The sequence below is a fragment of the Pseudonocardia cypriaca genome (assembly GCF_006717045.1).
Taxonomy (GTDB): Bacteria; Actinomycetota; Actinomycetes; order Mycobacteriales; family Pseudonocardiaceae; genus Pseudonocardia; species Pseudonocardia cypriaca.
Genome location: NZ_VFPH01000001.1, coordinates 382804 through 406801 on the forward strand (window position 1 = coordinate 382804; position 23998 = coordinate 406801).

The 23998-nt window shown below is 72.2% G+C and carries 18 protein-coding genes and 2 tRNA genes; 12 read left to right on the forward strand and 8 right to left on the reverse strand.

The genetic code is table 11. The annotated features are described in order from the left end of the window. Positions 1–14 precede the first annotated feature (14 nt). On the reverse strand, positions 15–1007 hold the full coding sequence (locus tag FB388_RS01910) for a hypothetical protein (RefSeq protein ID WP_142096017.1): 993 nt from the start codon (positions 1005–1007) through the stop codon (positions 15–17). Between the two features lie 156 nt (positions 1008–1163). Here FB388_RS01910 and FB388_RS01915 point away from each other — a divergent pair, with 156 nt between their 5' ends. Together FB388_RS01915 and cimA are read left to right on the forward strand one after the other, a co-directional pair. Further along, on the forward strand, positions 1164–2513 hold the full coding sequence (locus FB388_RS01915; RefSeq protein ID WP_142096020.1) for an MFS transporter: 1350 nt from the start codon (positions 1164–1166) through the stop codon (positions 2511–2513). Positions 2514–2708: 195 nt separating this feature from the next. Continuing rightward, entirely contained in the window at positions 2709–4349 is a 1641-nt protein-coding gene (gene cimA / locus FB388_RS01920; RefSeq protein ID WP_142096023.1) for a citramalate synthase, read from the forward strand. On the opposite strand, the gene FB388_RS01925 is transcribed toward cimA, so the two are convergent. Both FB388_RS01925 and FB388_RS01930 read right to left on the reverse strand, forming a co-directional pair. Then, positions 4339–5169, reverse strand: coding sequence for an alpha/beta fold hydrolase (locus tag FB388_RS01925; protein WP_142096025.1), 831 nt, complete (start codon positions 5167–5169; stop codon positions 4339–4341). The genes cimA and FB388_RS01925 overlap by 11 nt on opposite strands. A gap of 28 nt (positions 5170–5197) precedes the next feature. Further along, positions 5198–5692 carry an Lrp/AsnC family transcriptional regulator gene (locus FB388_RS01930; protein ID WP_142096028.1) on the reverse strand — a complete coding sequence of 165 codons (495 nt, stop codon included), beginning with the start codon at positions 5690–5692 and terminating at the stop codon, positions 5198–5200. A gap of 90 nt (positions 5693–5782) precedes the next feature. Here FB388_RS01930 and FB388_RS01935 point away from each other — a divergent pair, with 90 nt between their 5' ends. Further along, a complete protein-coding gene (locus FB388_RS01935; RefSeq protein ID WP_170225432.1) occupies positions 5783–6934 on the forward strand; it encodes an MFS transporter in 1152 nt (383 codons plus the stop codon). Here FB388_RS01935 and FB388_RS01940 read toward each other — a convergent pair. Then, positions 6884–8248: an FAD-dependent oxidoreductase gene (locus FB388_RS01940; RefSeq protein WP_142096034.1), complete on the reverse strand. Its 1365-nt coding sequence runs from the start codon at positions 8246–8248 to the stop codon at positions 6884–6886. The two genes, FB388_RS01935 and FB388_RS01940, sit on opposite strands and share 51 nt — an antisense overlap. A gap of 60 nt (positions 8249–8308) precedes the next feature. On the opposite strand from FB388_RS01940, the gene gltX reads away from it, so the two are divergent. From gltX to FB388_RS01955, 3 genes are all read left to right on the forward strand, one after another. Continuing rightward, on the forward strand, positions 8309–9802 hold the full coding sequence (gene gltX / locus FB388_RS01945) for a glutamate--tRNA ligase (protein ID WP_142096037.1): 1494 nt from the start codon (positions 8309–8311) through the stop codon (positions 9800–9802). A gap of 47 nt (positions 9803–9849) precedes the next feature. Further along, a tRNA-Gln gene (locus FB388_RS01950) sits at positions 9850–9921 on the forward strand. 50 nt (positions 9922–9971) lie between these two features. Beyond that, positions 9972–10044 (forward strand) — tRNA-Glu (locus FB388_RS01955). A 512-nt stretch (positions 10045–10556) separates the two neighbouring features. Here FB388_RS01955 and FB388_RS01960 read toward each other — a convergent pair. Beyond that, positions 10557–11354, reverse strand: a complete 798-nt coding sequence (locus FB388_RS01960; protein ID WP_142096039.1) for a DUF899 family protein — start codon at positions 11352–11354, stop codon at positions 10557–10559. Positions 11355–11690: 336 nt separating this feature from the next. On the opposite strand from FB388_RS01960, the gene FB388_RS01965 reads away from it, so the two are divergent. Further along, positions 11691–12503 carry a hypothetical protein gene (locus tag FB388_RS01965; RefSeq protein WP_142096042.1) on the forward strand — a complete coding sequence of 271 codons (813 nt, stop codon included), beginning with the start codon at positions 11691–11693 and terminating at the stop codon, positions 12501–12503. After that, positions 12496–13428, forward strand: coding sequence for a hypothetical protein (locus FB388_RS01970; RefSeq protein WP_142096045.1), 933 nt, complete (start codon positions 12496–12498; stop codon positions 13426–13428). Before FB388_RS01965 ends, FB388_RS01970 begins: the two co-directional genes overlap by 8 nt. Positions 13429–13553: 125 nt before the next feature. Here the strand turns inward: FB388_RS01970 and FB388_RS01975 are convergent, their stop codons facing one another. The 3 genes from FB388_RS01975 to FB388_RS01985 all read right to left on the reverse strand — a co-directional run bounded on the left by FB388_RS01975 (position 13554) and on the right by FB388_RS01985 (position 21097). Next, positions 13554–15356, reverse strand: a complete 1803-nt coding sequence (locus tag FB388_RS01975) for an Hsp70 family protein (RefSeq protein ID WP_142096048.1) — start codon at positions 15354–15356, stop codon at positions 13554–13556. A gap of 104 nt (positions 15357–15460) precedes the next feature. Further along, positions 15461–20284, reverse strand: coding sequence for an AAA family ATPase (locus FB388_RS01980; RefSeq protein WP_142096051.1), 4824 nt, complete (start codon positions 20282–20284; stop codon positions 15461–15463). Positions 20285–20395: 111 nt separating this feature from the next. Continuing rightward, positions 20396–21097 carry an IclR family transcriptional regulator gene (locus FB388_RS01985; RefSeq protein WP_211361717.1) on the reverse strand — a complete coding sequence of 234 codons (702 nt, stop codon included), beginning with the start codon at positions 21095–21097 and terminating at the stop codon, positions 20396–20398. A gap of 53 nt (positions 21098–21150) precedes the next feature. Here FB388_RS01985 and leuC point away from each other — a divergent pair, with 53 nt between their 5' ends. From leuC to FB388_RS39180, 4 genes are all read left to right on the forward strand, one after another. Next, the gene (gene leuC, locus FB388_RS01990; RefSeq protein ID WP_142096054.1) at positions 21151–22563 is read left to right on the forward strand and encodes a 3-isopropylmalate dehydratase large subunit; all 1413 of its coding nucleotides are present in this window, start codon (positions 21151–21153) and stop codon (positions 22561–22563) included. Then, positions 22563–23156 (forward strand): 3-isopropylmalate dehydratase small subunit, encoded by a 594-nt coding sequence (leuD, locus tag FB388_RS01995; RefSeq protein WP_142096057.1) that lies wholly within the window; start codon positions 22563–22565, stop codon positions 23154–23156. The genes leuC and leuD overlap by 1 nt, the downstream gene beginning before the upstream one ends. Positions 23157–23188: 32 nt before the next feature. Beyond that, positions 23189–23629: an HU family DNA-binding protein gene (locus tag FB388_RS41120; protein WP_142096060.1), complete on the forward strand. Its 441-nt coding sequence runs from the start codon at positions 23189–23191 to the stop codon at positions 23627–23629. Positions 23630–23836: 207 nt separating this feature from the next. Continuing rightward, a complete protein-coding gene (locus FB388_RS39180) occupies positions 23837–23974 on the forward strand; it encodes an FDLD family class I lanthipeptide (RefSeq protein WP_170225433.1) in 138 nt (45 codons plus the stop codon). Positions 23975–23998 lie beyond the last annotated feature (24 nt).

Genomic DNA, 23998 nt, shown 5'->3' on the forward strand with positions numbered 1-23998 from the left:
CAGCATGGCCACCTTCATGCCATCTCGTGCCATGAAGGTGGCCTTGCTGTCTCGGTAACCGCGCGCAGGGGTGGGCGCGGGCGAGCTGCTGCCTGTTGGTAGGTGGCCCGCAGGACCCGCGCCACGCCGATCGGGTCCGTTCGGATCTTCTTCGGCTTCGACGCCGTATAGACCGCGCCCGCTGCGGTGAACCGGGCCGCGCGCTCGACTGTGCGGTCGTGGTCCTCCGGGCTCATGTGCCACTCGGACGACTCGATCTCCCACACCATTGCGACGTCGTCGAGCCAGCAGTCCGCCTTGCCGAGGAACACCCCATCCTCGGTGTAGATCTCGACGTTCCACATCGGCGATGGGAGTCCGGTGCTGCTCCACATCCGCTTGGCAGCGAGCTCGGCCGCCGACCTCACTCCGTCGGCGACGGCACGCAAGACTCGTCGCGGCATGGCTGTGTGTCGTCGAGAGCTCGCCTCGAGCTCCCGGTAGAGCTCGGCGACCGTGCAGAGGCGTCGCTGCACCGCGTCGGACAGCAGCTCCGCGATCGCCCCTTCGGTCCTCAATTGCCGGGCGGCATCGATGCAGGCACGTGGCAGCGGCGCGAGCGGGACTCCCGAGCGGAGTATCGGGTCCGGCAGCGAGGTCGTGCGTTCGACGTGTACGTATCCAACGGATCGCACTTGGCGCCTGTGCGGCACGAGCAGGTGCACCTCCTCCACGGGGTCTCGCTCGTCCTGAGGTCGGGCTGGTCCGCGCCGCAGTCCATACCGCCGACAGGCTTCCAGGCCGGTCACCATGGCTTCCGGACCGCCGAGAAGCACTGCTGCGAGTACCGCCTGCCGCCGCGTCGGTTTGCCTGAGAACAACAAGATGACGCCGGGCAGCGGGTTCTGCCATGGCCCGCCGTCGAGGCAGCGCCGGTAAACAGTCCGCTCGCGCATTCCGGCCGCAACGAGTTGCTTCGCCGTCGCGACGCCGCTGGGGAACGTGGCACGGAACGTTGAGCGATCCACGAGCTGATGTTGGCGGTCGCTGTGGTCCCCGCGGGGCGATTCCAGAAGACTCGTGTCAGCAAGGCCACCTTCATGACGCTGGAGGTCGTGAAGGTGGCCTTGCTGACATACCCAGGCGGCCAGCGGCGCTCCCTTTGTGGGCTTAGCATCGGCCGGATGGCTGAAGATGTGGGGCCTGGAGTTGGTGTGCGGGGTGTCGACGACGGCTCCGGCAACCTCGTCGACCAGCGCAACCTCCGCACGGCGGCGTGGGGTGGGCTGATCGGCACTGCGCTGGAGCAGTACGACTTCGTCATCTACGGCACCGCCACCGCGATCATCTTCAACAAGATCTTCTTCACGCAGGCGGATCCGGCGATCGGGGTGTTGGCGGGCTTCGCCACGTACGCGGTGGGGTTCCTCGCCCGGCCGATCGGCGGGCTCTTCTTCTCCCGCTACGGCGACCGGCTGGGGCGCAAGTTCGTGCTGGTCGCCACGCTGTTCCTGATGGGGATCTCGACGTTCCTCATCGGGGCGTTGCCGACGTACGAGCAGGCGGGGTTGCTCGCTCCCGCGTTGCTCGTGGTGCTGCGGCTGTTGCAGGGAGCGGGGGCCGGTGCGGAGCAGGCGGGCGGGGTGGTGCTGCTCACCGAGGTCGCTCCTCGGGAGAAGCGCGGCCGGTACGCGGCGCTGGTGTTCGTCGGTGCGTCGGCGGGCACGGCGCTGGGGGCGGTGGTCTGGATCCTCGCCCAGCTACTCCCCCCGGATCAGCTCCTCGCGTGGGGTTGGCGGCTGGTGTTCTTCTCCAGCGCGTTCGTGACGGTCGCCGCGTACGTGCTGCGCAGGCGCTTGCGCGACGCGCCCGTCTTCGAGGAGGCGAAGCGGGAGCAGAAGGTCGAGGTCTCGCCGATCAGGAGCGTGTTCACGGTGGGGCGCAGGCCGTTCTTCCGGACTTTCGCGCTGAACATCGGTGGCAACACGCAGTCGTACGTGTTCCAGGTGTTCATGGGCAGCTACCTGATCCAGACGGTCGGTGTCGACCCTCGGCTGGTGCCGCAGGCGCTGCTGGTCGGGGCGCTGTTCGGGTGCGTTTCCGCGTTCGTCACGGGCTCGCTGACGGACCGGTTCGGCCGCCGCCCGGTGATCATCGCCGTCGCCGCGTTCCTGGTGCTGTTCCCGGCGCCCGCCTTTCTGATGTTGGACACGGGGAATCCGGCGCTCGTCGTGCTCGTGATCGTGATCGGCTTCGTCTTCGCCGCGTACGGCACGGTCGGCTCGCAGGGCGCCGCGTTCGCGGAGCTGGCGGGTTCGCGGTACCGCTACGCCGGGGTGGCGCTCGGGCGGGAGTTCTCCGCGGTGCTCGGCGGGGGCATCGCGCCGCTGCTGTCGGGGGTGCTGGTGCAGCTCACGGCGGGCTGGGTCGGCGTGGCGATCTACATGAGCGCGATCATGCTGGTCAGCCTGGTCACGGCGATCCGGATGCCGGAGACGCGCGGCCGGGACCTCCGGCTGGAGGCGGACGCCTGAATCCCACGATCTGGGCACCTCGTGTGACAGCGTGGGACACCCCGTGCCACACTCACGGCGTGCAGCACCTCTGCGTGATCATTATTGACGAGCGCGTCGGCTAACGAGCACCACAGCCGACGCGCAGACCTCTCGCACCCGCGGGGGGTCTTTTTTGTTGCCCGATCACGCCCCTGACAGCCTGGAGCCCCTCGAATGTCCCGAACCGAACCGGCCGGAACCCCCCTCGGCGACACCTTCCACGTCTTCGACACGACGCTGCGGGACGGGGCCCAGCGGGAGGGCATCAGCTACTCGGTGGCGGACAAGCTGGCCGTGGCCCGCCACCTCGATGCGCTCGGCGTCGGGTTCATCGAGGGCGGCTGGCCGGGGGCGATGCCGAAGGACACGGAGTTCTTCGCCCGGGCCGCCGCCGGAGAGCTCGAGCTGCGGCACGCCGTGCTCGTCGCGTTCGGCTCCACACGACGGGCGGGCCGCACCGCGGCGGAGGACCCGCAGGTACGGGCGCTGCTCGACAGCCAGGCCCCGGTCGTGACGCTGGTGGCGAAGTCCGACCGCCGCCACATCGAGCGGGCCCTGCGCACCGACGTCGCCGAGAACTGCGCGATGGTCGCCGACACCGTCTCGCTCCTGCGGACGGAGGGCAGGCGGGTGTTCCTGGACGCCGAGCACTTCTTCGACGGCTACAAGTTCGACCCCGACACCGCGCTGCGCGTGCTCGAGGCGGCGATGACTGCAGGCGCCGACGTCGCGGTGCTGTGCGACACGAACGGCGGCATGCTCCCGCTGGGCATCGCCGAGGTGGTGACCGAGGTGGCCGCGCGCACTGGCTTCCGCCTCGGCATCCACTGCCAGGACGACACGGGCTCCGCGGTGGCCAACTCGGTCACCGCGGTACAGGCGGGTGCGACGCACGTGCAGTGCACCGCCAACGGCTACGGCGAGCGGACCGGCAACGCCGACCTGTTCGCCGTCGTCGGGAACCTGGTGACCAAGCTGGGCATGCCCGTCCTACCGGACGGCGCGCTCGGCGAGCTGACCCGCACCTCGCACGCGTTGGCGGAGATCGCCAACATCGCTCCCGACACCCACCAGGCCTATGTCGGGACGTCTGCGTTCGCCCACAAGGCGGGCCTGCACGCGAGTGCGATCAAGGTGGACCCCGAGCTCTACAACCACATGGACCCCGTGGACGTGGGCAACGGGCAGCGGGTGCTGGTCACCGAGATGGCCGGCCGGGCCAGCGTCGAGCTCAAGGCGACCGAGCTCGGCCTGGACCTGGCCGGCCATCCCGACGCCGTCTCGGCGGTGACGCGCACGGTCAAGGAGAGGGAGGCGGCGGGCTGGTCGTTCGAGGCGGCCGACGCCTCCCTGGAGCTGCTCATGCGCTCCGCGATGGGTGAGGTTGAGCAGGTCCCGTTCGCGCTGGAGTCCTACCGCGTGATCCTGGAGCACGGGACCGACGGTGTGGTCGTCTCCGAGGCGACGGTCCGCGTTGTGCTCGCCGACGGGCGGCGCCAGATCGCGACGGCCGAGGGCAACGGCCCGGTCAACGCCCTGGACGCCGCGTTGCGGGCGGCGCTGACCCCGACCTGCCCGTGGCTGTCGGAGGTCGAGCTGTCCGACTACAAGGTCCGGATCCTGACGACCGGCCGCTCGGAGAGCTTCGGCACCGACGCCGTCACGCGCGTGCTCCTGGAGTCCACCGGCACCGCGGGTTCGTGGACGACGGTCGGCGTGCACAGCAACGTGGTCGAGGCCTCTTGGCTGGCGCTCGTGGACGCGTTGGCCTACGCGGCGCTGCGCGAGCGCGGACCGGTCACGCTCAACTCTTGAGCAGGTCGAGCAGCTCGGCGTTGAGCTGCTGGGCGTGCGTGACAAACAGCCCGTGCCCTGCCGTGGGGTACTCGACGTAGCGGCACCCGGGCAAGAGCTGCGCGGTGCGCCGTCCCGTGATCGCGACGGGAGCGGACGTGTCGGCCGCGCCGTGCACGACCAGCGTGGGCACGGTGATGTCCCGGAGACCGGCCCGGTGGTCGGCGTGGAACATCGACCGGAAGAGCTGCGTGGTCGCCCACGGCGAGGCCGAGAGGCACTTGCGTAGCGTCCAGTCGATCAGGGCGGGCGACACGTCGTTGCCCAGGTGGGTGGCGTACCAGACCTGCGCCTGCTGAGCGAACCACTTCGGCCGATCGGTCCGGAACTGGGCGATCGTCGCCTCGAGCGCGGCCTCCGGGAGCCCGTCCGGGTTGTCGTCGGTCTGCTTGAGGAACGGGACGACCGCCGAGACGAGCGCGACCCGGGCGACCCGCTCCTCGCCGTGCCGGGCGAGGTAGCGGGCCACCTCGGCGCCGCCGAACGAGTGGCCCACCAGCGTGACGCCCGTCAGGTCGAGGTGCTCCAGCAGCGCCGCGATGTCGTCGGCGGTGGTGTCGATGTCGTAGCCGGTCGACGGGCGGTCCGAGCGGCCGTGCCCGCGCCGGTCGAGGGCGATGCAGCGGTAGCCGCGTTCGGTGAAGTACGGGATCTGGTACTCCCACATGTCCGCGTCCAGCACCCAGCTGGCGACGAACACGATCGCCTCGCCGGTGCCCCCGGTCGTGTCGTAGTCCTCGTAGGCGAGCCGGGTTCCGTCGGCGGTCGTGAAGTTCGGCATCGGGTCCTCCTCGGTGGCGGTGACGAGATCACTCTCGCGTCGCTGAGGTAGGTGGGTCGATGACGTCGGAGGTAAGGCGGACGCCGGGGATTCCTACCCCGCGCTCGAACCCGCGCCGCAGCACCATGATCGTCCGGCTGCGGACGACGCCCTCGACCCGGTAGAGGTCGTGCAGGACGTCCTCCAGCTCGTCCGGGTCGGCCACCCGGACCTTGAGGAGGAAGTTGCTGCTTCCCGCCACCGAGTGCGCCTCCTCGATGCGCGGGTCGGCCCGGGTGGCGGCGAACAGCTCGTCCTTCACCCAGCCGTCGCTGTCGACGAGCACGAACGCGAGCACGTGGCGGCCGAGCGCGTCCGGGTCGACGTCCACGGTGGTCCGCCGGACGATCCCAGAGGCGCGCAGGCGCCGCACGCGCTCGTGCACCGCGGCAGGGGAGAGCGAGACCTCGCGGCCGAGCTGGGCGTAGGTGCGCCCCGCGTCCTCGATCAGCAGGCCGAGGATCTTCCGGTCGATGGCGTCCACCACCCCATGCTGACATTCCTCCGGCCGAACGTGGTTCGGAGTTGATGAATGTGGCTGGACTCGCAACATCGACCGATCCATCTTCGGTATATGAGCGTCGTCCGCCAACGTCCTCCGGCGCTCGCGACCGTGGTTCTCACGGCGGGCGTCGTCGTGGTCGGAGCCCAGGCCTTCGTGCTCGCCCCGCTGCTCCCCGACGTCGCGGCCGGCCTCGGGTCGACCACTGCCGAGGCCGGACGCGCGCTCTCCGCGTACGGCGCGGGGATCGTCGCTTCGGCCCTGGTGCTCGGCCGCAGGCTCGACACCCTGCCGCGCCGCGCAGTCCTGATGGCCGGGATGGGCGCGCTCGCCGTGGCCGCTGCCGGGTCGGCCGTCGCCCCGCACTGGTCGTTGCTCGCACTCGCCCAGCTCCTCGGGGGAGTCGGGGTGGGCGTCCTCCTGCCCGCCACGTACGCGCTCGCCGCCGAGCTCGCCCCGCCAGGCGCGGCGGCCCGCGCGACCGGACGGGTGCTCACCGGCTGGTCGATCGCCTTGGTGGCGGGGGTGCCGCTCGCCACGGTGCTCGGCGACGCCATCGGCTGGCGGGCGGCGTTCGGGGCGCTCGCCGCGCTGTGCGCCGCACAGGCGTCCCTGTACGCGCTGCTGCCGTCGGCCTCGCCCGGTGGTCCCAGCCGCGGTGCTCTCATCGCCGCACTGCGCGCGCCCGGCGTCGCCACGCTGCTCACCGGGGTGCTCGCCTTCATGGCCGCGTTCTACGGGGTGTTCGCGTTCGTCGGCGTGGAGGTGCGGACATTGCACGGGGGTGGTGCGACGACGGCCGGGCTCGTCGCACTCGCGTACGGCATCGGGTTCGGCGTCGCGGCGGGCGCCGACCGGCTCCTGGACCGTTTCGGCACCGCCCGCCTGGTGGCCCCGGCACTCGCCCTGCTGGCCGCGGTCTACCTGGCGCTCGCAGCGACGACCAGGGCGTACGCCCTGTTCCTCGCGATCGCCGTCGTCTGGGGCCTGGTCAACCACGTCGGGCTGACGCTGCTGCTCAGCCGGTTGGCCGAGGTCGCCCCGGGGCGTCGGGGTGCGGTGCTCGCGCTCAACACCGCCGCGACGTACGGCGGCGCCGCCGTGGCGGGCGCACTCGCCGGGCCGGTCTACGAGGGCGTCGGCTTCGGCTGGCTGGCCGTCACCGCCGCAGTGCTACTGGCGCTGGCCGTGCCCGTGACGGCCGCCCGCCGCACTCCCAGCTGAACCTGGCTGCGGGGCGGGTTCCGGGACGCGGCGGGCCCACTCGGGGGCGTGCTCGGGCAGCGGGCCGATCGCGATGAGCCGCGCGGGCACGCCCTGCAGCACCGGGAACCGGCGGAGCAGGCCCAGGAGTGGCGGGAGCGCCGATGCCGGGGCCAGCGGCACGGTGCCGTCTGCCAGCCCGACCGGTCCGGTGCCGGTCACCGGCGTGCTCGCGGTGGCCGCGCGCTCGCCGAGCACGGCCCGGTGGGCGAGGCGCTGGCCGCCCTGGATCAGCGCTGTCGGCCACCACCGGCGGCGCTGGACCTTGCGCAGCACCGAGCGCGGCACGATGCCGCCGGAGCGCAGTGCCGGCGCGAGCAGCCGGGCGGCCGCCACCGCGTCGGCGACGGCGAGGTTGATGCCCACGCCGCCGACCGGGGACATCGCGTGCGCGGCGTCGCCGATCAGCAGCAGGCCGTCGCGGTGCCAGGTGCGCAGCCGCTCCAGCTTCACGTCCAGCAGTTTCACGTCGTCGAGGGACTCCAGCGCGTCGAGCCGGTCGGCCATCCACGGCAGCAGGGCCGCGATGCGCTCGCGGAACCGGCCGAGACCGGCCGCGCGCATCGCGGCGTCGGCGCCCTTGGCGATGAGGAACGCGCATTGCCAGTAGTCACCGCGGTCGATCATGACCGCGAACTCGCCCGCGCTGACCCGGCCGACCCCGCCGGCCGGGTCCGACTCGCGCCGCGGCAGCCGGAACCACCACACGTCGATCGGCACCCCGAACGAACGCGGGGTCAACCCGGCGGCCGCGCGCACCGCCGACCCCCGTCCGTCGCAGGCGACCGTCAGGCTCGCCCGGATCTCGTGCTCCGAGCCGTCGGTCCGGTCCCGGTAGCGCACCCCGCTGACACGGCCACCGTCGTGCAGCAGCCCGACCGCCTCGGCGTTGCGCCGCAGGGTGAAGGTGGGTTCCTCCTCGGCGGCGTCGGCCACGAGGTCGAGGAAGTCCCACTGCGGCACCAGTGCGATGTGCTGGTGGGCGCCGGGGAGCCGGGTGAGGTCCGCGATCTGCGCGATGCCCACGTCGAGCTGCACCTGCGCCCGGTCCACCCGCCGCTGGGGGAGGGCGGCGAACCGCTCGCCGAGGCCGAGCTCGTCGAGCAGGGTGAGCGTGGAGGCGTGCACGGTGTCGCCGCGGAAGTCGCGCAGGAAGTCGGCGTGCTTCTCGAGAACGGTGGTCTCGATGCCGGCCCGCGCCATGAGCAGGCCGAGGATCAGGCCCGCAGGCCCTCCGCCGACGACGAGGCAGGTCGTGCGCCCGGTGCTCAACATCTGTTGAATTCTACGCCCCTCAGAAGCGGCTGACCAGCCCTCGATAGGCTTGTCCGCATCATGACTGCAGGCAACGACGTCCGGGTGCGCTTCTGCCCGTCGCCGACGGGCACCCCGCACGTCGGACTGATCCGCACCGCCCTGTTCAACTGGGCCCACGCCCGCCACAACGGCGGCACCTTCGTGTTCCGCATCGAGGACACCGACGCCCGCCGCGACTCCGTCGAGTCGTACGAGGCGCTGCTCGACGCCCTGCGCTGGCTCGGCCTCGACTGGGACGAGGGTCCCGAGGTCGGGGGCCCGCACGGGCCCTACCGGCAGAGCGAGCGCCGCGACTCCTACCGCAACGCCCTCGGGCTCCTCGTGCAGGCGGGCGAGGTCTACGAGTCGTACTCGACGCCGGAGGAGATCGAGGCGCGGCACCGGGCCGCCGGTCGCGACCCCAAGCTCGGCTACGACAACGCCGACCGCGACCACACCGAGGAGCAGAAGGCCGCGTTCCGGGCCGAAGGGCGCTCGCCGGTGTTCCGGCTGCGGATGCCCGACCGCGACATCTCGTTCGACGACCTCGTCCGCGGCCCCGTCACGTTCAAGGCGGGCACGGTGCCCGACTTCGTGCTCGCCCGGGGCGACGGCACCCCGCTCTACCCGTTCACGAACCCGCTCGACGACGCGCTCATGGGCATCACCGACGTCCTGCGCGGCGAGGACCTCCTCCCGTCGACCCCTCGCCAGATCGCGCTGCTCGAAGCGCTGCAGCGGGTGGGCATCGGGAACGGGCCTTTCCGCTACGGGCACCTCCCGCTGGTCACGGGCGAGGGCAACCGCAAGCTGTCCAAGCGCGACCCGCAGTCGAACCTGTTCCTCTACCGCGAACGCGGATTCGTGCCCGAGGGGCTGCTGAACTACCTCGCGTTGCTCGGCTGGTCGATAGCCGAGGACCGCGATGTGTTCACGATGGCCGAGATGGTCGAGGCGTTCGACATCACACGCGTATCGAGCAATGCAGCACGCTTCGATCTCAAGAAGGCCGAGGCTATCAATGCGGCGCACCTGCGGGCGCTGCCCGTGGAGGAGTTCGCGCGGCGGGTCGAGCCGTACCTCGAGGCCGAAGGTGTGATCACCGGCACGCCGACGGAGGAGCAGCGCGCGCTTCTCGCCGCGGCCGCGCCGCTGGTGCAGGAGCGCAGCGTCGTGCTGTCCGACGCCGCGCGCATGCTGCGCTTCCTGTTCGTGCCAGAGGAGGGCTTCGCCCCCGACGCCGACGCGGCCGAGAAGAACCTCGGCGCCGACGCCGCCCCCGTGCTCGAAGCGGCCCTGACCGGCCTCGATGCCGTTCCCGAGTGGTCCACCGAGCAGATCGAGGGCGCCCTCAAGGCGGCGCTCGTGGACGGGCTCGGCCTCAAGCCGCGCAAGGCGTTCGCACCCGTGCGGGTCGCCGTGAGCGGGCGCACCGTGTCGCCGCCGCTCTACGAGTCCATGGAACTCCTGGGCCGCGAGCGCTCCCTCGCCCGACTGAGGGCCGGTTTGGAGCGCGCTGCGAGCCTCGGCTAGAGTGGAGCACACAGGGCGCGGACACCCCCGGGGTGAACGCGAACCCTTGGGGTATGGTGTAATTGGCAGCACGACTGATTCTGGTTCAGTTAGTCTAGGTTCGAGTCCTGGTACCCCAGCGGAAACGCTCCAGAAGCGGTCTGATAAACTTCATAGGAGCAATTCCCACGGCCCCGTCGTCTAGCGGCCTAGGACGCCGCCCTCTCAAGGCGGTAGCGCGGGTTCAAATCCCGTCGGGGCTACGCGAGTGAGCGAGGCATGTCTGCGGAAAGCGCAGACATGCCTCGCTTCGCTTTTTCTTCTGGGGGCGCAGCCCCCAGACCCCGCCCCGGAGGGGCTTCGCCCCCCGGGACCCCCCGTCTCACAGTTCGTGGTTCCACTGACGTTCGAGGGCTCCGGTGGTTCGGGCCGTGGTGACCGCAGCGATCCCGGCGATCCCGGCGAGGCATGCCTGCGGAAAGCCCCGGCGAGGCATGCCTGCGGAGAGCCCCGGCGAGGCATGCCTGCGGAGGGCGCAGACGTGCCTCGCTTCGCTTTTTCTTCTGGGGGCGCAGCCCCCAGACCCCGCCCCGGAGGGGCTTCGCCCCCCGGGACCCCCCGTCTCACAGTTCGTGGTTCCACTGACGTTCGAGGGCTCCGGTGGTTCAGGCCGTGGTGACCGCAGCGATCCCGGCGAGGCATGCCTGCGGAAAGCGCAGGCGGAGGCTGCTGTGGTGCCGAAGATCGGCCTCGAGGTCGTGCTGTCCCGGTGGCGTCAGTGGTGACGGGGGGGCTCGGACGTCACCGCTCCGACGCCGGGACGGGTCCACTGAACGGTGGGCCGCCCCCCGGTCCAGTTGTTCCCGATGCCGTCCTCGTGGCTGCGCCAGAACCAGCCCGGGTTCTTGCCTTCGGGCCAGCCCTCGGGGTAGTCCTGCCAGGCTTCCACGCGGCCGCGGGCGGTCATGTCGAGGAGGGCGAGCGCGGGCATCGTCGCCTCGCAGCCCCTGCCGGTGACGGTGTTGGTGAGGAACACCCGCTCGCCATGGCGCAGCAAGCACACCCAGGTCCCGAAGTCGTCGCCGCTCACGATGTCGTCCTCGACGTCGGCCACGGAGTACCAGTGGTGGGGGTAGCCCATGAAGTCGACGAACGCCGCGAGGTCCGGGTAAGGCGCCTTGGCGAAGACGGCGAACGAGACGCCCCGCGCGTGGAGGTAAGCCGGGTTCTGCACGGCGAAGTAGGTCAGGGTGCAGCCCTCGCACTGGTTCTCGAACGGCTCGCCCAGGTGCCACATGTGCTTGTAGACGATGAGCTCCTCGCGGCCATCGAACAGGTCGAGGAGGGTCGCCGGCCCGTCCGGCCCGACGACGGTGATGGTTGCGTCGACCTCCATCATCGGGAGCAGACGGCGGGCCGCGGCGATCGCGTCGCCCTCGCGGGTGTGCGCCTTCTCGCGCACCAGTAGCTCGTCGCGGGCGGCCTGCCAGGCCCCCCTGTCAACGATCGGGGGGACGGCGGACGCGGCCGACGCCTCGTGCTGGATCGGGCGGTTCTCGTGGGTGCTGGTCATGCGCTGCTCCCTCGCTCGGACAGGCTTCGACAGTGCTGACTTGTGCGCCTGCCGAAAGTCATCGGTCGGCAGGCTGATCGATTCGACCGCCGGCTCGAGGCCGAGGTCTCGGTGAGGTCAGGCCTGCAGCTCGGACGAGCAGTGCCGCTCGCCGATCACGTTGTCCTGTGGATGATCAGCGCATGCACGTCCGGCGGTGCCGCCCGGCGATGCGCCGTATCAAGGCTGAGCGCTCGGGCTCCTCCCTCCGCGTGTCCCTGGTGAAGGGAGGCGGCCATGCCTCGACGATCCACACGGACGAGCACGGAATCACATGCGCGAATCACAGTGCCCGGCGTGGTTCGGTCAGCTCGTGGCGCCGCCGGGCACGCCGTAGCTGTGCGCTCTGCCGCCTGCCTCCTGCTGGTGTTCGCTGTGCCGGGGTGCAACACGACGAACGTCACGGTCGTGCCGATCGACGTCATCCTGGTGAGCAACGGCGGAGCGAACCTGCCGAGCGAGTTCACAACGCTCGTGGTGAGCTGCGAGCAGGATCTCCGGCAGGGCCGGCATGCGGAGTGCCGCGACGAGGCGGAGCGTGCCCAGGAGTCAGCCGACCCGCAGGTCCGCGCCGCCGCCCTTGTCCTCGAGCGGGTCGCCGACACGAACCTGGGCGATCACGAGGCCAGCCTGGCCGACCCCAACGACGTCGAGGTCGCCCTCGATCAGCTGCCCGACAACGTCCAGAACAACTTCGCGGAGATCTACTTCCGAGCTCAGGCGGTGTCGGCCGCCGCAACCGGCGACGAAGAGGCGGCCGCAGGCGCGGCCCGCCGGGTCGACGCCGTCTCACCCGAGCGCTCTGAGCTGGTCCGCACGGAGCTGTGTCGCGCAGCGGCGGACCCGCAGGGGATCGACGAGTGCCGGCGCGACCCGCCGCCCCCGCCGCCCCCGCCCCCACCGCCGGTTGAGCCGCCACCGGTTGAGCCGCCGCCGGTTGAGCCGCCGCCGGTGGAGCCGCCGCCGGTGGAGCCGCCGCCGGTGGAGCCGCCACCGGTGGAGCCGCCACCGGTGGAGCCGCCACCGGTGGAGCCGCCACCGGTCGAGCCGCCACCAGTTGAGCCGCCACCAGTTGAGCCGCCGCCTGACCAGGGAGACGGTGGTGGGTGAGGAGCCGGTCCCCGCCTCGGCCGAGGGCTTCTCCCGACTCTGGAAGATCGTCGGACAGTTGGTCGCGCCCACAACGCTCGTAACCGTGCTGCTGATCTACTTCGGCTGGGTCCGAACCTCGGTGATCTACGAGGTCTTCGGGATCAGTTACAGCACTCTCGGGCTCACCGTCGACGACCTGCTGTTCCGCAGTGTCAGCACGACTTTCACACCCGTCGCCCTGGTCCTGCTCCTGATGGTCGTCGTGCGCCCGGCGCACATTCTGACGGTGCGGCTGCTGCGTACGAACAGCTTCACGGAGCGGCTCGTTCCACTGTTGGTCTCGATCGGTGGAGCACTGGCCACCGCTATCGGACTGCTCGGCTTCACGCGGGTCGTCCAGTACTCCGTCGAGTGGCCATTGGTGCCGATCGGGCTCGGCCTGGGGCTGCTCCTGCTGAGCTATGGGGCCGCGCTGCGGGGAACGACTCGATCAGAGGTGGCGGCCGAACCGGCGAGCCGCAGCGGCGCGGCCGACGCAGAGGTGGGTTCTGCCGGTGGTTCCCGCACACCCGTGCCGAATGGTCACGATCTCCTGCAGCGGGTGGCGTTGGCCGCCGTCGTCCTGCTGAGCGCATTCTGGGCACTCGCGGTCTTCGCCCAGCTCAACGGCATCTCTGCCGCTGAGCAGATCGCGCGCCAGCCCAGGTCGCTTCCCGGCGTCGTGATCTACGCATCGAATCGCCTGCATCTCAGCGGACCCGGGATCCTCGAGTCTCCGCTGCACTCCGACGCCGAGGCGACGTACCGCTTCCGATACGATGGATACCGACTCCTGCTCCGTTCCAACGAGAAGTACTTCCTGCTGCCCCTTCGTTGGAGGCCTGGTGCTCGTGCTGTCGTGCTCGCGGACGATGCCTCACTGCGAGTCGAGTTCTTCCGATAGGCGATGTCGTCATGATCAGCTCTTCGGCGCCTTCCCGGGAAGGCGCCGACCTGTGATCGCCGGTGGCGCCTGACCTGATCCGGTCGACGCCACGGCCCGGTCAGGTCGAATTGATCAGGCGATCGTCAGAGCGGGGTGGCCTCGGCGGTCTGGCTGCCGCCGTCGCCCTGGGGCTCGGTGGGCTCCACCGACGGTTCGCCCGTCGGGGGTTCCTCGGTCGGCTCGGTCGTCGGCTCCGGCGCTTCCGTGGTCGTCGCCGGAGGTTGCGTGGGAGCGGGGGTGGTCGGCTGCACCGTGACCCTCGGCGGCTGGGGCGCGGGCTGAGCCGGGCGCGTGGCCGGGGGCTCCTCGACCGGGGCGGGCCGCGGAGTCGGGGTGGGGGTCGGCTCGCTGACCTGCTGCGTGGTTGCGGGGGTGCGCGGGGTCTCTGCGTTGGCCGGCCGCACGTCGGGGTGTGGCCACAGGAACACCGCGGCCACAACGGCGGCGGACGCCGCGACCGCCCCGGCCGTCACCAGGAACGACGGGGACTTGCCGCGAGGCTCGGGCGCGTACTCGTACCGCGGTTCGAACGGCGGCTCGTCGTCGAAGTCGGGAGCGTAGGACGGGGTGGCCGGGCGGGGCGGCGGCGCCACCGGCGGTCGCGGCGGCGGTGCCGGCCGGTGCGGCGGAAGGCTCGAGCTGGCTGCGCCGCCCATCGGGCCGGGACCGTACCCGACCGGCGGCCCGTACGGGCCCTGCGGACCGCCACCCACGCCGAGCGGCGGCGCACCCGCAGCGGCCGCGGCGATGGGGCGCCTGGCCGAGCCGCCCGAGCGCGGCGCCGGCACCCGTGGCCGGGGCCCGGTGCTGGTCGGCGGCGCCGGCTGCAGCGACAGGACGGCACCCATCGCGATGGCGTTCTTCGGGTCGGCGTCGACGCTGACGGGGCGGCCCAGCAGCTCCGAGACGAGCTGCCCGACGAGCGGGATGCGGGACGAGCCACCGACCAGCAGCACCGCCGACAGCTGCTGCGGCGCCAGCCCCGCCGACGCCACCGCGCGCTGCAACGCGTCGATGGTGTCCTCGACCTGCGGGCGGATGGCCGCCTCGAACTCGCTGCGGTGCATCCGCACCGAGCCCTGCCCCTTGGGCGTCAGCACCGGGATCGACACCTCGGTGTCGCTGCTCAGCGCCTCCTTCGCCTCGACGCACTCGCGCCGGAGCGCCGCGATCGCCGACAGCACGGCGGGGTCGTCCTCGTCGAGCCCCTCGAACGCCTCGGGCATCCCGGCGACGACGTGCTGGAAGACGATCTCGTCGAAGTCGATGCCGCCGAGGCGGTCGACGCCCTCCGGCCGGCCGAGCAGCTTGAAGGTGTGCCCGTCCTTGTGGACGATGGCCGCGTCGAAGGTGCCGCCGCCGAAGTCGTAGACGGCGATGGTCGAGCCCGGTTCCACCCGTTCGGCCGATGCGTAGTGCAGCGCAGCGGCCTGCGGCTCCGCGAGGTAGGACACCTGCAGGCCCTGCCCGGCGAGCGCGCCACCGAGCCGTTCGGTCTTGTGCGGGCCCCACGAGGCGGGGAGCGTGACGGCGATCCGCGCGGCGGGAGCGGCCTCGCGCTGTGCGACGCGGTCGACCACCCAGCGCACCAGCCGGGCCGAGAGGTCCTCGGGGGCCCACGGCCGGCCACCGACGATGATCGGTGTCGGGTCGCCGATGCGCCGCTTGAACTCGCGGACCACGTGGTCGGGGGAGCTCAGCGCCCGGCGCTCCGCGGCCTCACCGACGACCACGCTGCCGTCGTCGCCGAGGTAGAGGACCGAGGGCACGGCGCTGGCCCGGTCGCCGAGGTTGACGATCTCGGCCTCGCCGGGGCGCGCGTCGAGCCTGCCGATCGCGGCGGCCGTCCGCGTGGTACCCAGATCGATGCCGAGCAGGTAGCTCATCGTCCCCCGTCTTTGCTTTCGCGACTCTCTGTTGCCATCGAGCCGATGTGAGATCACGTTAGCGGCCCGGCTGGATGATGACGGGGTAGGTCGCGCGATCGGTACTAGCTGGAGGTGACGGAGCCGCCCACCGCGGTGAGCGGTATCTCGGCCCGCAAACCGGTGCCGGCCCCGCGGGGGCTGTCCAGGATGACCCGGCCGCCGAGCGCCTCCACGCGGTCCTTGATGCCGACCAGACCGGTGCCCCGGTCGGGTTCGGCGCCGCCGACGCCGTCGTCGTTCACCGCGATGCGCAGGACCGCACCGTCGGGGTCCACCTCCACCTCGATCGTGACCGACGTGGCGCGTGCGTGCTTGACCGCGTTGGTGAGGGCCTCGGCGACGACGTAGTAGGCGCTGAGCTCGACCTGTCCGGACAGCCGCCCCGTCGCGCGGACGGTGACGTCGACGGGGAGCGGCGATCGGCGCGCGAGCGCCTTGAGCGCGGGGCCGAGACCGCCGTCCGCCAGGATCGCCGGGTGGATGCCGCGGGCGATCTCACGCAGCTCGTCCGCTGCCCCCCTCGCCTCATCGAGGGCTTGGCGCAGCTGCCCGTCGAGCGCGTCGAGCTCGGGTGGCACCGCGGCCCGCGCCGCGTCCAGGTGGAGTACGAGCGAGACCAGCCGCTGCTGCGCGCCGTCGTGCAGGTCCCGTTCGATCCGACGGCGTTCCTCGTCGGACGCGGCGACGATCCGCGCCCGTGACGCGCTGAGCTCGGTGTACAGCTGGGCGTTGTCGAGGGAGACGGCGAGCTGGCCCGCGACGAGCGTGACGGCATCGAGCCGGTCGGTGGTGAATGCGCCGCGGATGAGGCGGTTCTCCAGCAGCAGCACCGCCCGGAGGGCTCCCCGGCCGAGGACGGGCAGCGCGAGCAACGAGCAGCGGTCGAGCCCGGCGAAGTAGGGGTCGCGGGCGAACCGGTCGTCGCGGGTGGCGTCGGTGACGACGAGCGGCTCGCGCAGCCGCCGGGCGTACCGGAGGACGGACATCGGGAGCGACCGGCGGTCGCCGTCGGCGGGCAGGACCCAGTCGTCACGGTCACCGCTCCACAGCAGCAGGTGGACCTCCGTGGCGCCGGTCATCGCGCTGAGCACCTCGACCACGCGCGCGTGCAGGCGTTCGACGCTGGTCTCGGAGCTCAAGGCCCGTGACGCGGACAGGATGCCGAGCAGGTCGAGCGTGCCGGCCGTCATCGTGGCCCGGCGGTGCGGCAGGTCGGCGGGCGGACGAAGGGCGGGGTAGGCCCAGTCCAGCTGTTCGGCCTTGGCGGTGGCACCCCACGCGGCGTACTGCGCCCTGGCCTGGGCGAGCAGGTCGTAGGCGGTGTGCTCGAGCCCGTGCTCGAGGAAGAACCGGGCGGTTCGTTCGGCGATGAGGGCGCGGTGCCACGGCCGTTGCCGCAGTGCGGCCTCGCGGCGCGCGGCGTCGAAGGCGACGGCTGCGGTCCGGAAGTCGCCCACCACCCACGCCCGCTCCGCCTCGACCAGCCGCAGCATGTGCAGGAAGTTGTCGGGGGCGTCAGCGGCGCGGGCGCCGAGCCACTGCGTCACGTCGTCGAGCTCGGACAGCAGGCTGGTGCGCTCGTCCTCGCCTGCGGCGCGGACCTGAGCGGCCAGGCCGAGCCCGCGCAGCAGGTGGGCCACGGCGGTCGGGTAGAGACCGAGCGCGGCCGGCAGCAGCGGCATCGCAGCCGCGGCGTGCTCGCCCAACCACGCCGGCTCGCCGAGGACGGCCGCGGCGATCGCCCTGGTCAGGTGCGCGACGAGAAGCGCGACCGGGTTGTCGGCGAACCCCTCGACGGGAACCGGGTCGGCGGTTTCCCCCCGCAGCACGCGGGCCAGCCACGCATAGCTGCCGAGCCACGGGCCGATCTCCTCGCTGCCGGTCCGGCGCACGAACGCCAGCCCGACCTCCACCTCCGCGACGAACGCGTCCACCGACGGCGCGCAGTCCAGCAGGTTCGGCACGGTCGCGTAGAGGGAGTAGCCGGCGTTGGCGAGGTCGTCGCCGGCGACCAGCCCTTCCGTGGCGCGCTGACCGGCGCGGACGCCGTTCTCGATCGGCTCGCACCACCAGGCGAGGCACGCGTACACGTAGCGCGCCTGCGAGGTGCCGGGCTCGTAGCCACGCGCTTCCCCCAGTGCCAGGACCCGCAGGACGGCCCGGTGGCCGGCAGCGGTGTCCCCGCGCAGCGCGATGGCGTTGAAGGCAGCGATGCTCGCCGGACCGACCAGCCCGGGATCGGGGCCGTGCCGCTGCCAGATCCGCACCGCCTCGAGGCTCAGCCATCCGAACATCGCGTGGTCGCTGTAGTAGGTGGTGGGCAGCAGCGCGTTGAGCACGTGGGTGGCGGCGAGCAGCCTCACGTCGGTGATGGCCGGACGGGCCACGTCGTCGGCCTCGGCGTCCAGCCACCGGTAGAAGTCGTCGAACTGGCGGTCGAGCTCGGCTGCGAGCTGGGTGGCCGGCGGCACGGTGACCCCCAGCTCGCGCAGCGACCCGACGCCGAGTGACGCGGCCTCCGCGAAGCGCTTCCGATGGGTCAGGCTCCTCACCTGCACCGCCGTCGCGAGCCCGCGATCGGCCGCGGTGGGTTCCAACCCGTCGATCGAGCGGAACGCCTCGTCCGCCTCGTCGAGGCGGCCCATGCCGAACAACGCGCGGTGGCGGCCGGTGTGCAGCTCGACGAGCGTGGCGGCATCGCCGGGATCGACCAGGGCCAGCGCGGCCGTCAGGAGCTGGTGCACCAGCTCGTGGTCCCCGATCAGCGCTGCCGGCTCGGCCGCCCGTCTCAGCAGCCGAACCACGTCGCGCCGCTCCGTCGGGTCGGTGACGGCGTCGATCACCGGGAGGTACTGTTCCGCGGCCGCCGCGTACAGCTCCCGTTCCCGGGCGAGCCGGCGTGCCATCGCCAGGTGGAGGACGCCTCTCCCGGTCCCCAACCCGGCCAGCACCGCCTCGCGCATGCGGTCGTGGCGGAACCGCACCGCATCGCGCACGCCGGTCTCCGCCACCAGGACGCCCTCCTCGAGGGCGGGCGCCATGCGTTCCTCCACCACGGCCGCGGGAGCGCCCGTCGCGGCCTGCAGGACGGTCAGCTCCGCTCGCCCGCCGAGGCAGGCCATCGCCTCGACCAGTTCCCGGGACGGCCGGGGGAGCGCCTGGGCACGGGCGGCCAGCAGCCCGCCGAGCTCGACCCGGTCCAGGCGTGCGCGTACGGCGCGCTCGTCCCACCGCCACCCCGATGCCGTCGCCGCGAGCACCCCGGCGCGGTGCAGCGCGTTGAGCAGCTCCACGATCTCGTAGGGGTTGCCCCGCGTCTGCGGGCCGATCAGCTCGACGAGGTCGGCCGCCGCGTCCCGGTCCACGTGCAGCATCTCGGCGACCAGCGCGACCGACTCCGGCACGCCGAGGGCGTCCAGCCGCAGCCGCCGCACGTCGTCCTGCTCCTGCCACCGGGACAGCAGCGGTGCCAGCGGATGCGCCGCGTCGACCGCCTCCTCGCGGTACGCGCCGACCAGCAGCAGACCCTCGATCCGCTCCTCGGTCAGCACGAGGTCGGCGAAGCCGAGAGTGCTGCGCTCGCCCCATTGCATGTCGTCGAGGAACACCACGAGGGGGCGGCCCCGCGACGCCACCGCCCGCAGCACGGCGACAGCCGCACGTTGCGACCGGGCCTGCGAGGACAGCGGGTCGCCCGGATCGGGAGGGGTCGCCATCAGCGCGGCGAACTCCGGCAGCATCGCGGTGACCAGGCCTGCGTTCGGACCGAGCTCCTCGGTCAGCCGGGCGCGGACGTCGGTCAGCACGCTCTCCGGCTCGGGCAGCAGCAGCCGGCCCAGCGCCCGGAGCGCCAGGTAGCCGGCGTTGAACTCGAGGTCCCGCCGGTACTGGTCGAACTTGCCGGCGACGAACCACCCGTCGCGCCCGGTCACGGCGGACCGCAGCTGGTCGACCAGCGCCGTCTTCCCCGCACCTGCGGGGCCGCTGACCAGCACGCCCCGGCAGCGGCCTTCCAGCGCGTCGCCGAACGCCGCCTGCAGCTCCGCCACCTCGTGGTCGCGGCCCACCAGCCGTGACGGTGGTGGCAGCCGGAGCGGGACGTCGCGCTCGCCGGCCCGCAGCCGAGCCGCTCCCGCCTGCAACCGTTCCAGGTCGTGGACCAGGCCCTCGGCCGACTGGTAGCGGTCGTCGGGCTCCTTCTCGAGCAGGTGCAGGACGACCTCGGAGAACGCGCCCGGTAGGGCCGGCCTCACCTCGGCCGGCGGCACCGGCACGCGTGCCAGGTGGTCGTGGGTGAGCCGCAGCGGGTCACCGGTGCCGAACGGCGGCTCGCCGGTCGCCAGCTCGTAGAGGGTGGCGCCCAGCGCGTACAGGTCGGCGCGCTGGTCGACCGCACGGCCGGTGCGCCCGGTCTGCTCGGGCGCCAGGTACGCCAGCGTTCCCACGATCCGGCTGTGGTGGGTGAACTCGGGCCGGAGCTCGGCGAGCGACGTGGCCAGGGCGAAGTCCACCAGGTGCGGGGTGCCGTCGGGCGCGACGACGATGTTCGCCGGGGTGATGTCCCGGTGCATCACGCCCCGGCGGTGCATGCCGGCCACGGCACGCGCCAGCCCGGACGCCAGCGCGACCAGCTCGTCCGGGGCCATGGGCATCGGCCGTTCCGCGAGGCTCGTGCCGCCGACGTCGGCGAGCAGAAATGCACCCTCGCCCTTCGGACAGCTCACGAGCTGTGCCACGCCCGGCACGCCCCGTAACCGCTCGAGCATCGCCGACTCGTGGCGCAGCCGGCGCTCGGCGTCCGGTCCCAGTGGCTCCTTGCGGATGACGGTCCGCCCCGGGGCGCCGAGCCTGGTGATGCGGGTGCGCTCGCTCTCGTGCACGGTCACGGCCGGTGCAGACGGGTCTCCGTCCGGCGGTCCCGCCCCTGCCTGCACGCGACCCTCCACGACGTCGGACCTCCCCGACAGGACGACTCTGCCGTGCAGGAGCCGCGGGCACTAGAGGCGGTGCTGCAGCGCCTCCGCCGCGGCGAGCAGGTCGGCGGCCCACCGGACGCCGGGGCGCCTGCCGATGCGGTCGACCGGACCGGACACCGAGACGGCGGCGACGACCTGTCCGGTGCCGTCGCGGACCGGTGCCGACACGCTCGCGACGCCGGACTCGCGCTCGGCCACGCTCTGCGCCCACCCGCGCCTGCGCACGTCGACCAGCACGCGGTCGCTGAACGTCGACTCCGCGAGCACGGCGCGCTGGACGGGGGGCTCGGCCCACGCGGCGAGGACCTTCGCGCCGGAGCCGGCGGTCATCGGCAGGCGCGTGCCGACCGGAACGGTGTCGCGCAGGCCGCTGGCGGGCTCGGCGGCGGCGATGCAGACGCGGTGGATCCCGTCGCGGCGGTAGAGCTGCACGCTCTCGCCGGTGATGTCGCGCAGCCGGGGCAGCACGGCGCCCGCCGCCTCGAGCAGCGGGTCCACGCCCCCCGCGGCGAGCTCGGCGAGGGCGGGGCCCGGCCGCCAGCGGCCGTCGGCGCCGCGGTGCAGGAGACCGTGCACCTCCAGACCGACGGCGAGCCGGTGGGCCGTGGCCCGGGGCAGCCCGGTGCGCTCACACAGTTCAGCGAGGCCGCAGGGCTCGGCCGCGGTGGCCCGCAGCACCCCCACGGCCTTGTCGAGCACGCCGATGCCGCTATGCTGTCTCACGAGCCGATACTAACTTCCCGAAATGTGAGACGTCCAGCGAGGAGGCTGCCGCCGTGGGACGCACGCTGGCCGAGAAGGTCTGGGACCAGCACCTGGTCCGCAAGGGAGAGGGGCAGGAGCCCGATCTCCTCTACATCGACCTGCACCTGGTGCACGAGGTCACCAGCCCGCAGGCGTTCGACGGGCTGCGGCTCGCCGGCCGTCCCGTGCGCAGGCCGGACCTCACGGTCGCCACCGAGGACCACAACGTCCCCACCACCGACGTCGAGCTGCCCATCGCCGACCCGGTGTCGCGCACCCAGGTGGAGACGCTGCGCAAGAACTGCGCCGAGTTCGGCGTACCGCTCTACCCGATGAACCACGCGGAGCAGGGCATCGTGCACGTCGTCGGGCCGCAGCTGGGGCTCACCCAGCCGGGTCTCACGGTCGTCTGCGGCGACAGCCACACCTCCACGCACGGCGCGTTCGGCGCGATGGCGTTCGGCATCGGGACGTCCGAGGTGGAGCACGTGCTCGCCACCCAGACGCTGCCGCTCAAGCGGTTCAAGACCATGGCGATCAACGTCAACTCGGAGGACGGGACGCTCCGTCCTGGCGTCACGAGCAAGGACGTGGTCCTGGCGATCATCGCCCAGATCGGCACCGGCGGCGGCCAGGGCTACGTGCTGGAGTACCGCGGCAACGTCATCGAGAACCTCTCGATGGAGGCCCGGATGACGATCTGCAACATGTCGATCGAGGCGGGCGCCCGCGCCGGCATGATCGCGCCGGACGAGACGACCTTCGAGTACCTGAAGGGCCGCGACCGCGCGCCGAAGGGCGACCAGTGGGACGAGGCCGTCGCCGCGTGGCGCGAGCTGCGCACCGACGACGACGCGGTGTTCGACGCCGAGGTGGACATCGACGCCGACGCCCTCACCCCGTTCGTCACCTGGGGCACCAACCCAGGGCAGGGCCTCCCGCTCGGCGAGCGGGTGCCGGACCCGGCGCAGATCGTCGACGAGAACGAGCGCGTGGCCGCCGAGAAGGCGCTGACCTACATGGGCCTGGAGCCGGGCACCCCGTTGCGGGACATCCGCGTGGACACCGTGTTCGTCGGCTCCTGCACCAACGGCCGGATGGAGGACCTCCGCGCGGCCGCCGACATCATCAAGGGCCGCAAGGTCGCCGACGGGGTCCGGATGCTGGTCGTCCCCGGGTCGATGCGGGTGCGGTTCCAGGCCGAGTCCGAGGGCCTCGACGAGGTGTTCAGGGCCGCGGGCGCCGAGTGGCGCTCGGCGGGCTGCTCGATGTGCCTCGGCATGAACCCCGACCAGCTCGCGCCCGGTGAGCGCAGCGCGTCCACGTCCAACCGCAACTTCGAGGGCCGCCAGGGCAAGGGCGGCCGCACGCACCTGGTGTCCCCGCTGGTGGCCGCGGCCACGGCGGTGCGCGGCACCCTGAGCAGCCCGGAGGACCTGGCCTGATGGAAGCCTTCCGCACCCACACCGGCATCGGCGTGCCGCTGCGCCGCTCCAACGTCGACACCGACCAGATCATCCCGGCCGTCTACCTCAAGCGGGTCACGCGCACCGGCTTCCAGGACGGGCTGTTCTCGGCCTGGCGGAACGACGAGTCGTTCATCCTGAACCAGGAGCCGTTCTCCCGCGGGTCCGTGCTGGTCGCAGGGCCGGACTTCGGCACGGGCTCCTCCCGTGAGCACGCCGTCTGGGCGCTCATGGACTACGGGTTCCGCGTGGTCATCTCCTCCCGGTTCGCCGACATCTTCCGCGGCAACTCGGCCAAGCAGGGCCTGCTCGCGGCGCAGGTCGCGCAGCCCGACGTCGAGCTGCTGTGGAAGCTGCTGGAGAACGAGCCGGGCGTCGAGGTCACGGTCGACCTCGAGGAGAAGGTCGTGCAGGCGCGCGACCTCACGGTCCCGTTCCAGATCGACGACTACACCCGCTGGCGGCTGCTGGAGGGCCTGGACGACATCGGGCTCACCCTGCGCCACGTCGACGCGATCAGCGAGTACGAGGCCAGGCGTCCGGCGCGGCTGCCCACCACCGCCCAGGTGTGAGTCGCGCGCGGACCGCGTTCTAACGTGCAGCCATGAACAAGACGCAGCTCGTGGACGCGCTCGCCGAGCGCCTCGGAGACCGGCGCACCGCGGCGGCGGCCGTCGACGGTCTGCTCGAGACGATCGTCGACCGGGTCCGCTCCGGTGAGCAGGTTGCGCTCACCGGGTTCGGGGTCTTCGAGGGTCGTGCGCGTGCTGCCCGCACCGCCCGCAACCCGCGCACGGGCGTCGCGGTTGCGGTGCCGGCCACCACCGTGCCGGCCTTCCGGCCCGGGGCCGGGTTCCGCGCAGCGGTCGGGTCGGCCGCGCAGTCGAACGGCTCCGCGCCCGCGTCGGTCGTTGCCGAGCCCGCCACCGAGGCGCCGGTCAAGAACGGGAAGAACGGCAAGGCCGCCAAGGGCGGCAAGGCCAAGGAGGACAAGGCCGGCGGCGGCAAGGGCGCGAAGGCGAAGAAGGCCAAGTCGAAGAAGTGAGGGGCTCCGCCCCTTCGTGAACGTCGGTTCGGGTGCGCCGGCGGCCTCAGCGGCCGCCGGCGCACCTTTTTGTTGATCGTCGCCCTGCTGGAGCGGCACCCTAACCCGAGGAGATCGAAGGATCAACATCTTGTCGGATCGTTGAACGATCCTTAGTGTGATGGACGCGGTACCGCTCAACCCATCACCGACGATCGGAGCAGCCTGATGCCGACCGAGACGCTCGCACCCGCGGACTTCGACCTGGATCTCGAGGTCGCCGAGGTCGTGGAGTCCGAGATGTCCGCGCAGAAGACCGGCGTGACCGACATCTGCACCACCATCTTCTGGCCCTGCCGGAAGTGATCGTGTCCGTCCGGCCGGTCCGAT

Coding starts and splice junctions, on each gene's coding strand:
- FB388_RS01915 (WP_142096020.1), top strand. CDS start 1,164: ATGGCTGAAGATGTGGGGCCTGGAGTTGGTGTGCGGGGTGTCGACGAC.
- cimA (WP_142096023.1), top strand. CDS start 2,709: ATGTCCCGAACCGAACCGGCCGGAACCCCCCTCGGCGACACCTTCCAC.
- FB388_RS01925 (WP_142096025.1), bottom strand. CDS start 5,169: ATGCCGAACTTCACGACCGCCGACGGAACCCGGCTCGCCTACGAGGAC.
- FB388_RS01935 (WP_170225432.1), top strand. CDS start 5,783: ATGAGCGTCGTCCGCCAACGTCCTCCGGCGCTCGCGACCGTGGTTCTC.
- FB388_RS01940 (WP_142096034.1), bottom strand. CDS start 8,248: ATGTTGAGCACCGGGCGCACGACCTGCCTCGTCGTCGGCGGAGGGCCT.
- gltX (WP_142096037.1), top strand. CDS start 8,309: ATGACTGCAGGCAACGACGTCCGGGTGCGCTTCTGCCCGTCGCCGACG.
- FB388_RS01960 (WP_142096039.1), bottom strand. CDS start 11,354: ATGACCAGCACCCACGAGAACCGCCCGATCCAGCACGAGGCGTCGGCC.
- FB388_RS01975 (WP_142096048.1), bottom strand. CDS start 15,356: ATGAGCTACCTGCTCGGCATCGATCTGGGTACCACGCGGACGGCCGCC.
- leuD (WP_142096057.1), top strand. CDS start 22,563: ATGGAAGCCTTCCGCACCCACACCGGCATCGGCGTGCCGCTGCGCCGC.
- FB388_RS41120 (WP_142096060.1), top strand. CDS start 23,189: ATGAACAAGACGCAGCTCGTGGACGCGCTCGCCGAGCGCCTCGGAGAC.
- FB388_RS39180 (WP_170225433.1), top strand. CDS start 23,837: ATGCCGACCGAGACGCTCGCACCCGCGGACTTCGACCTGGATCTCGAG.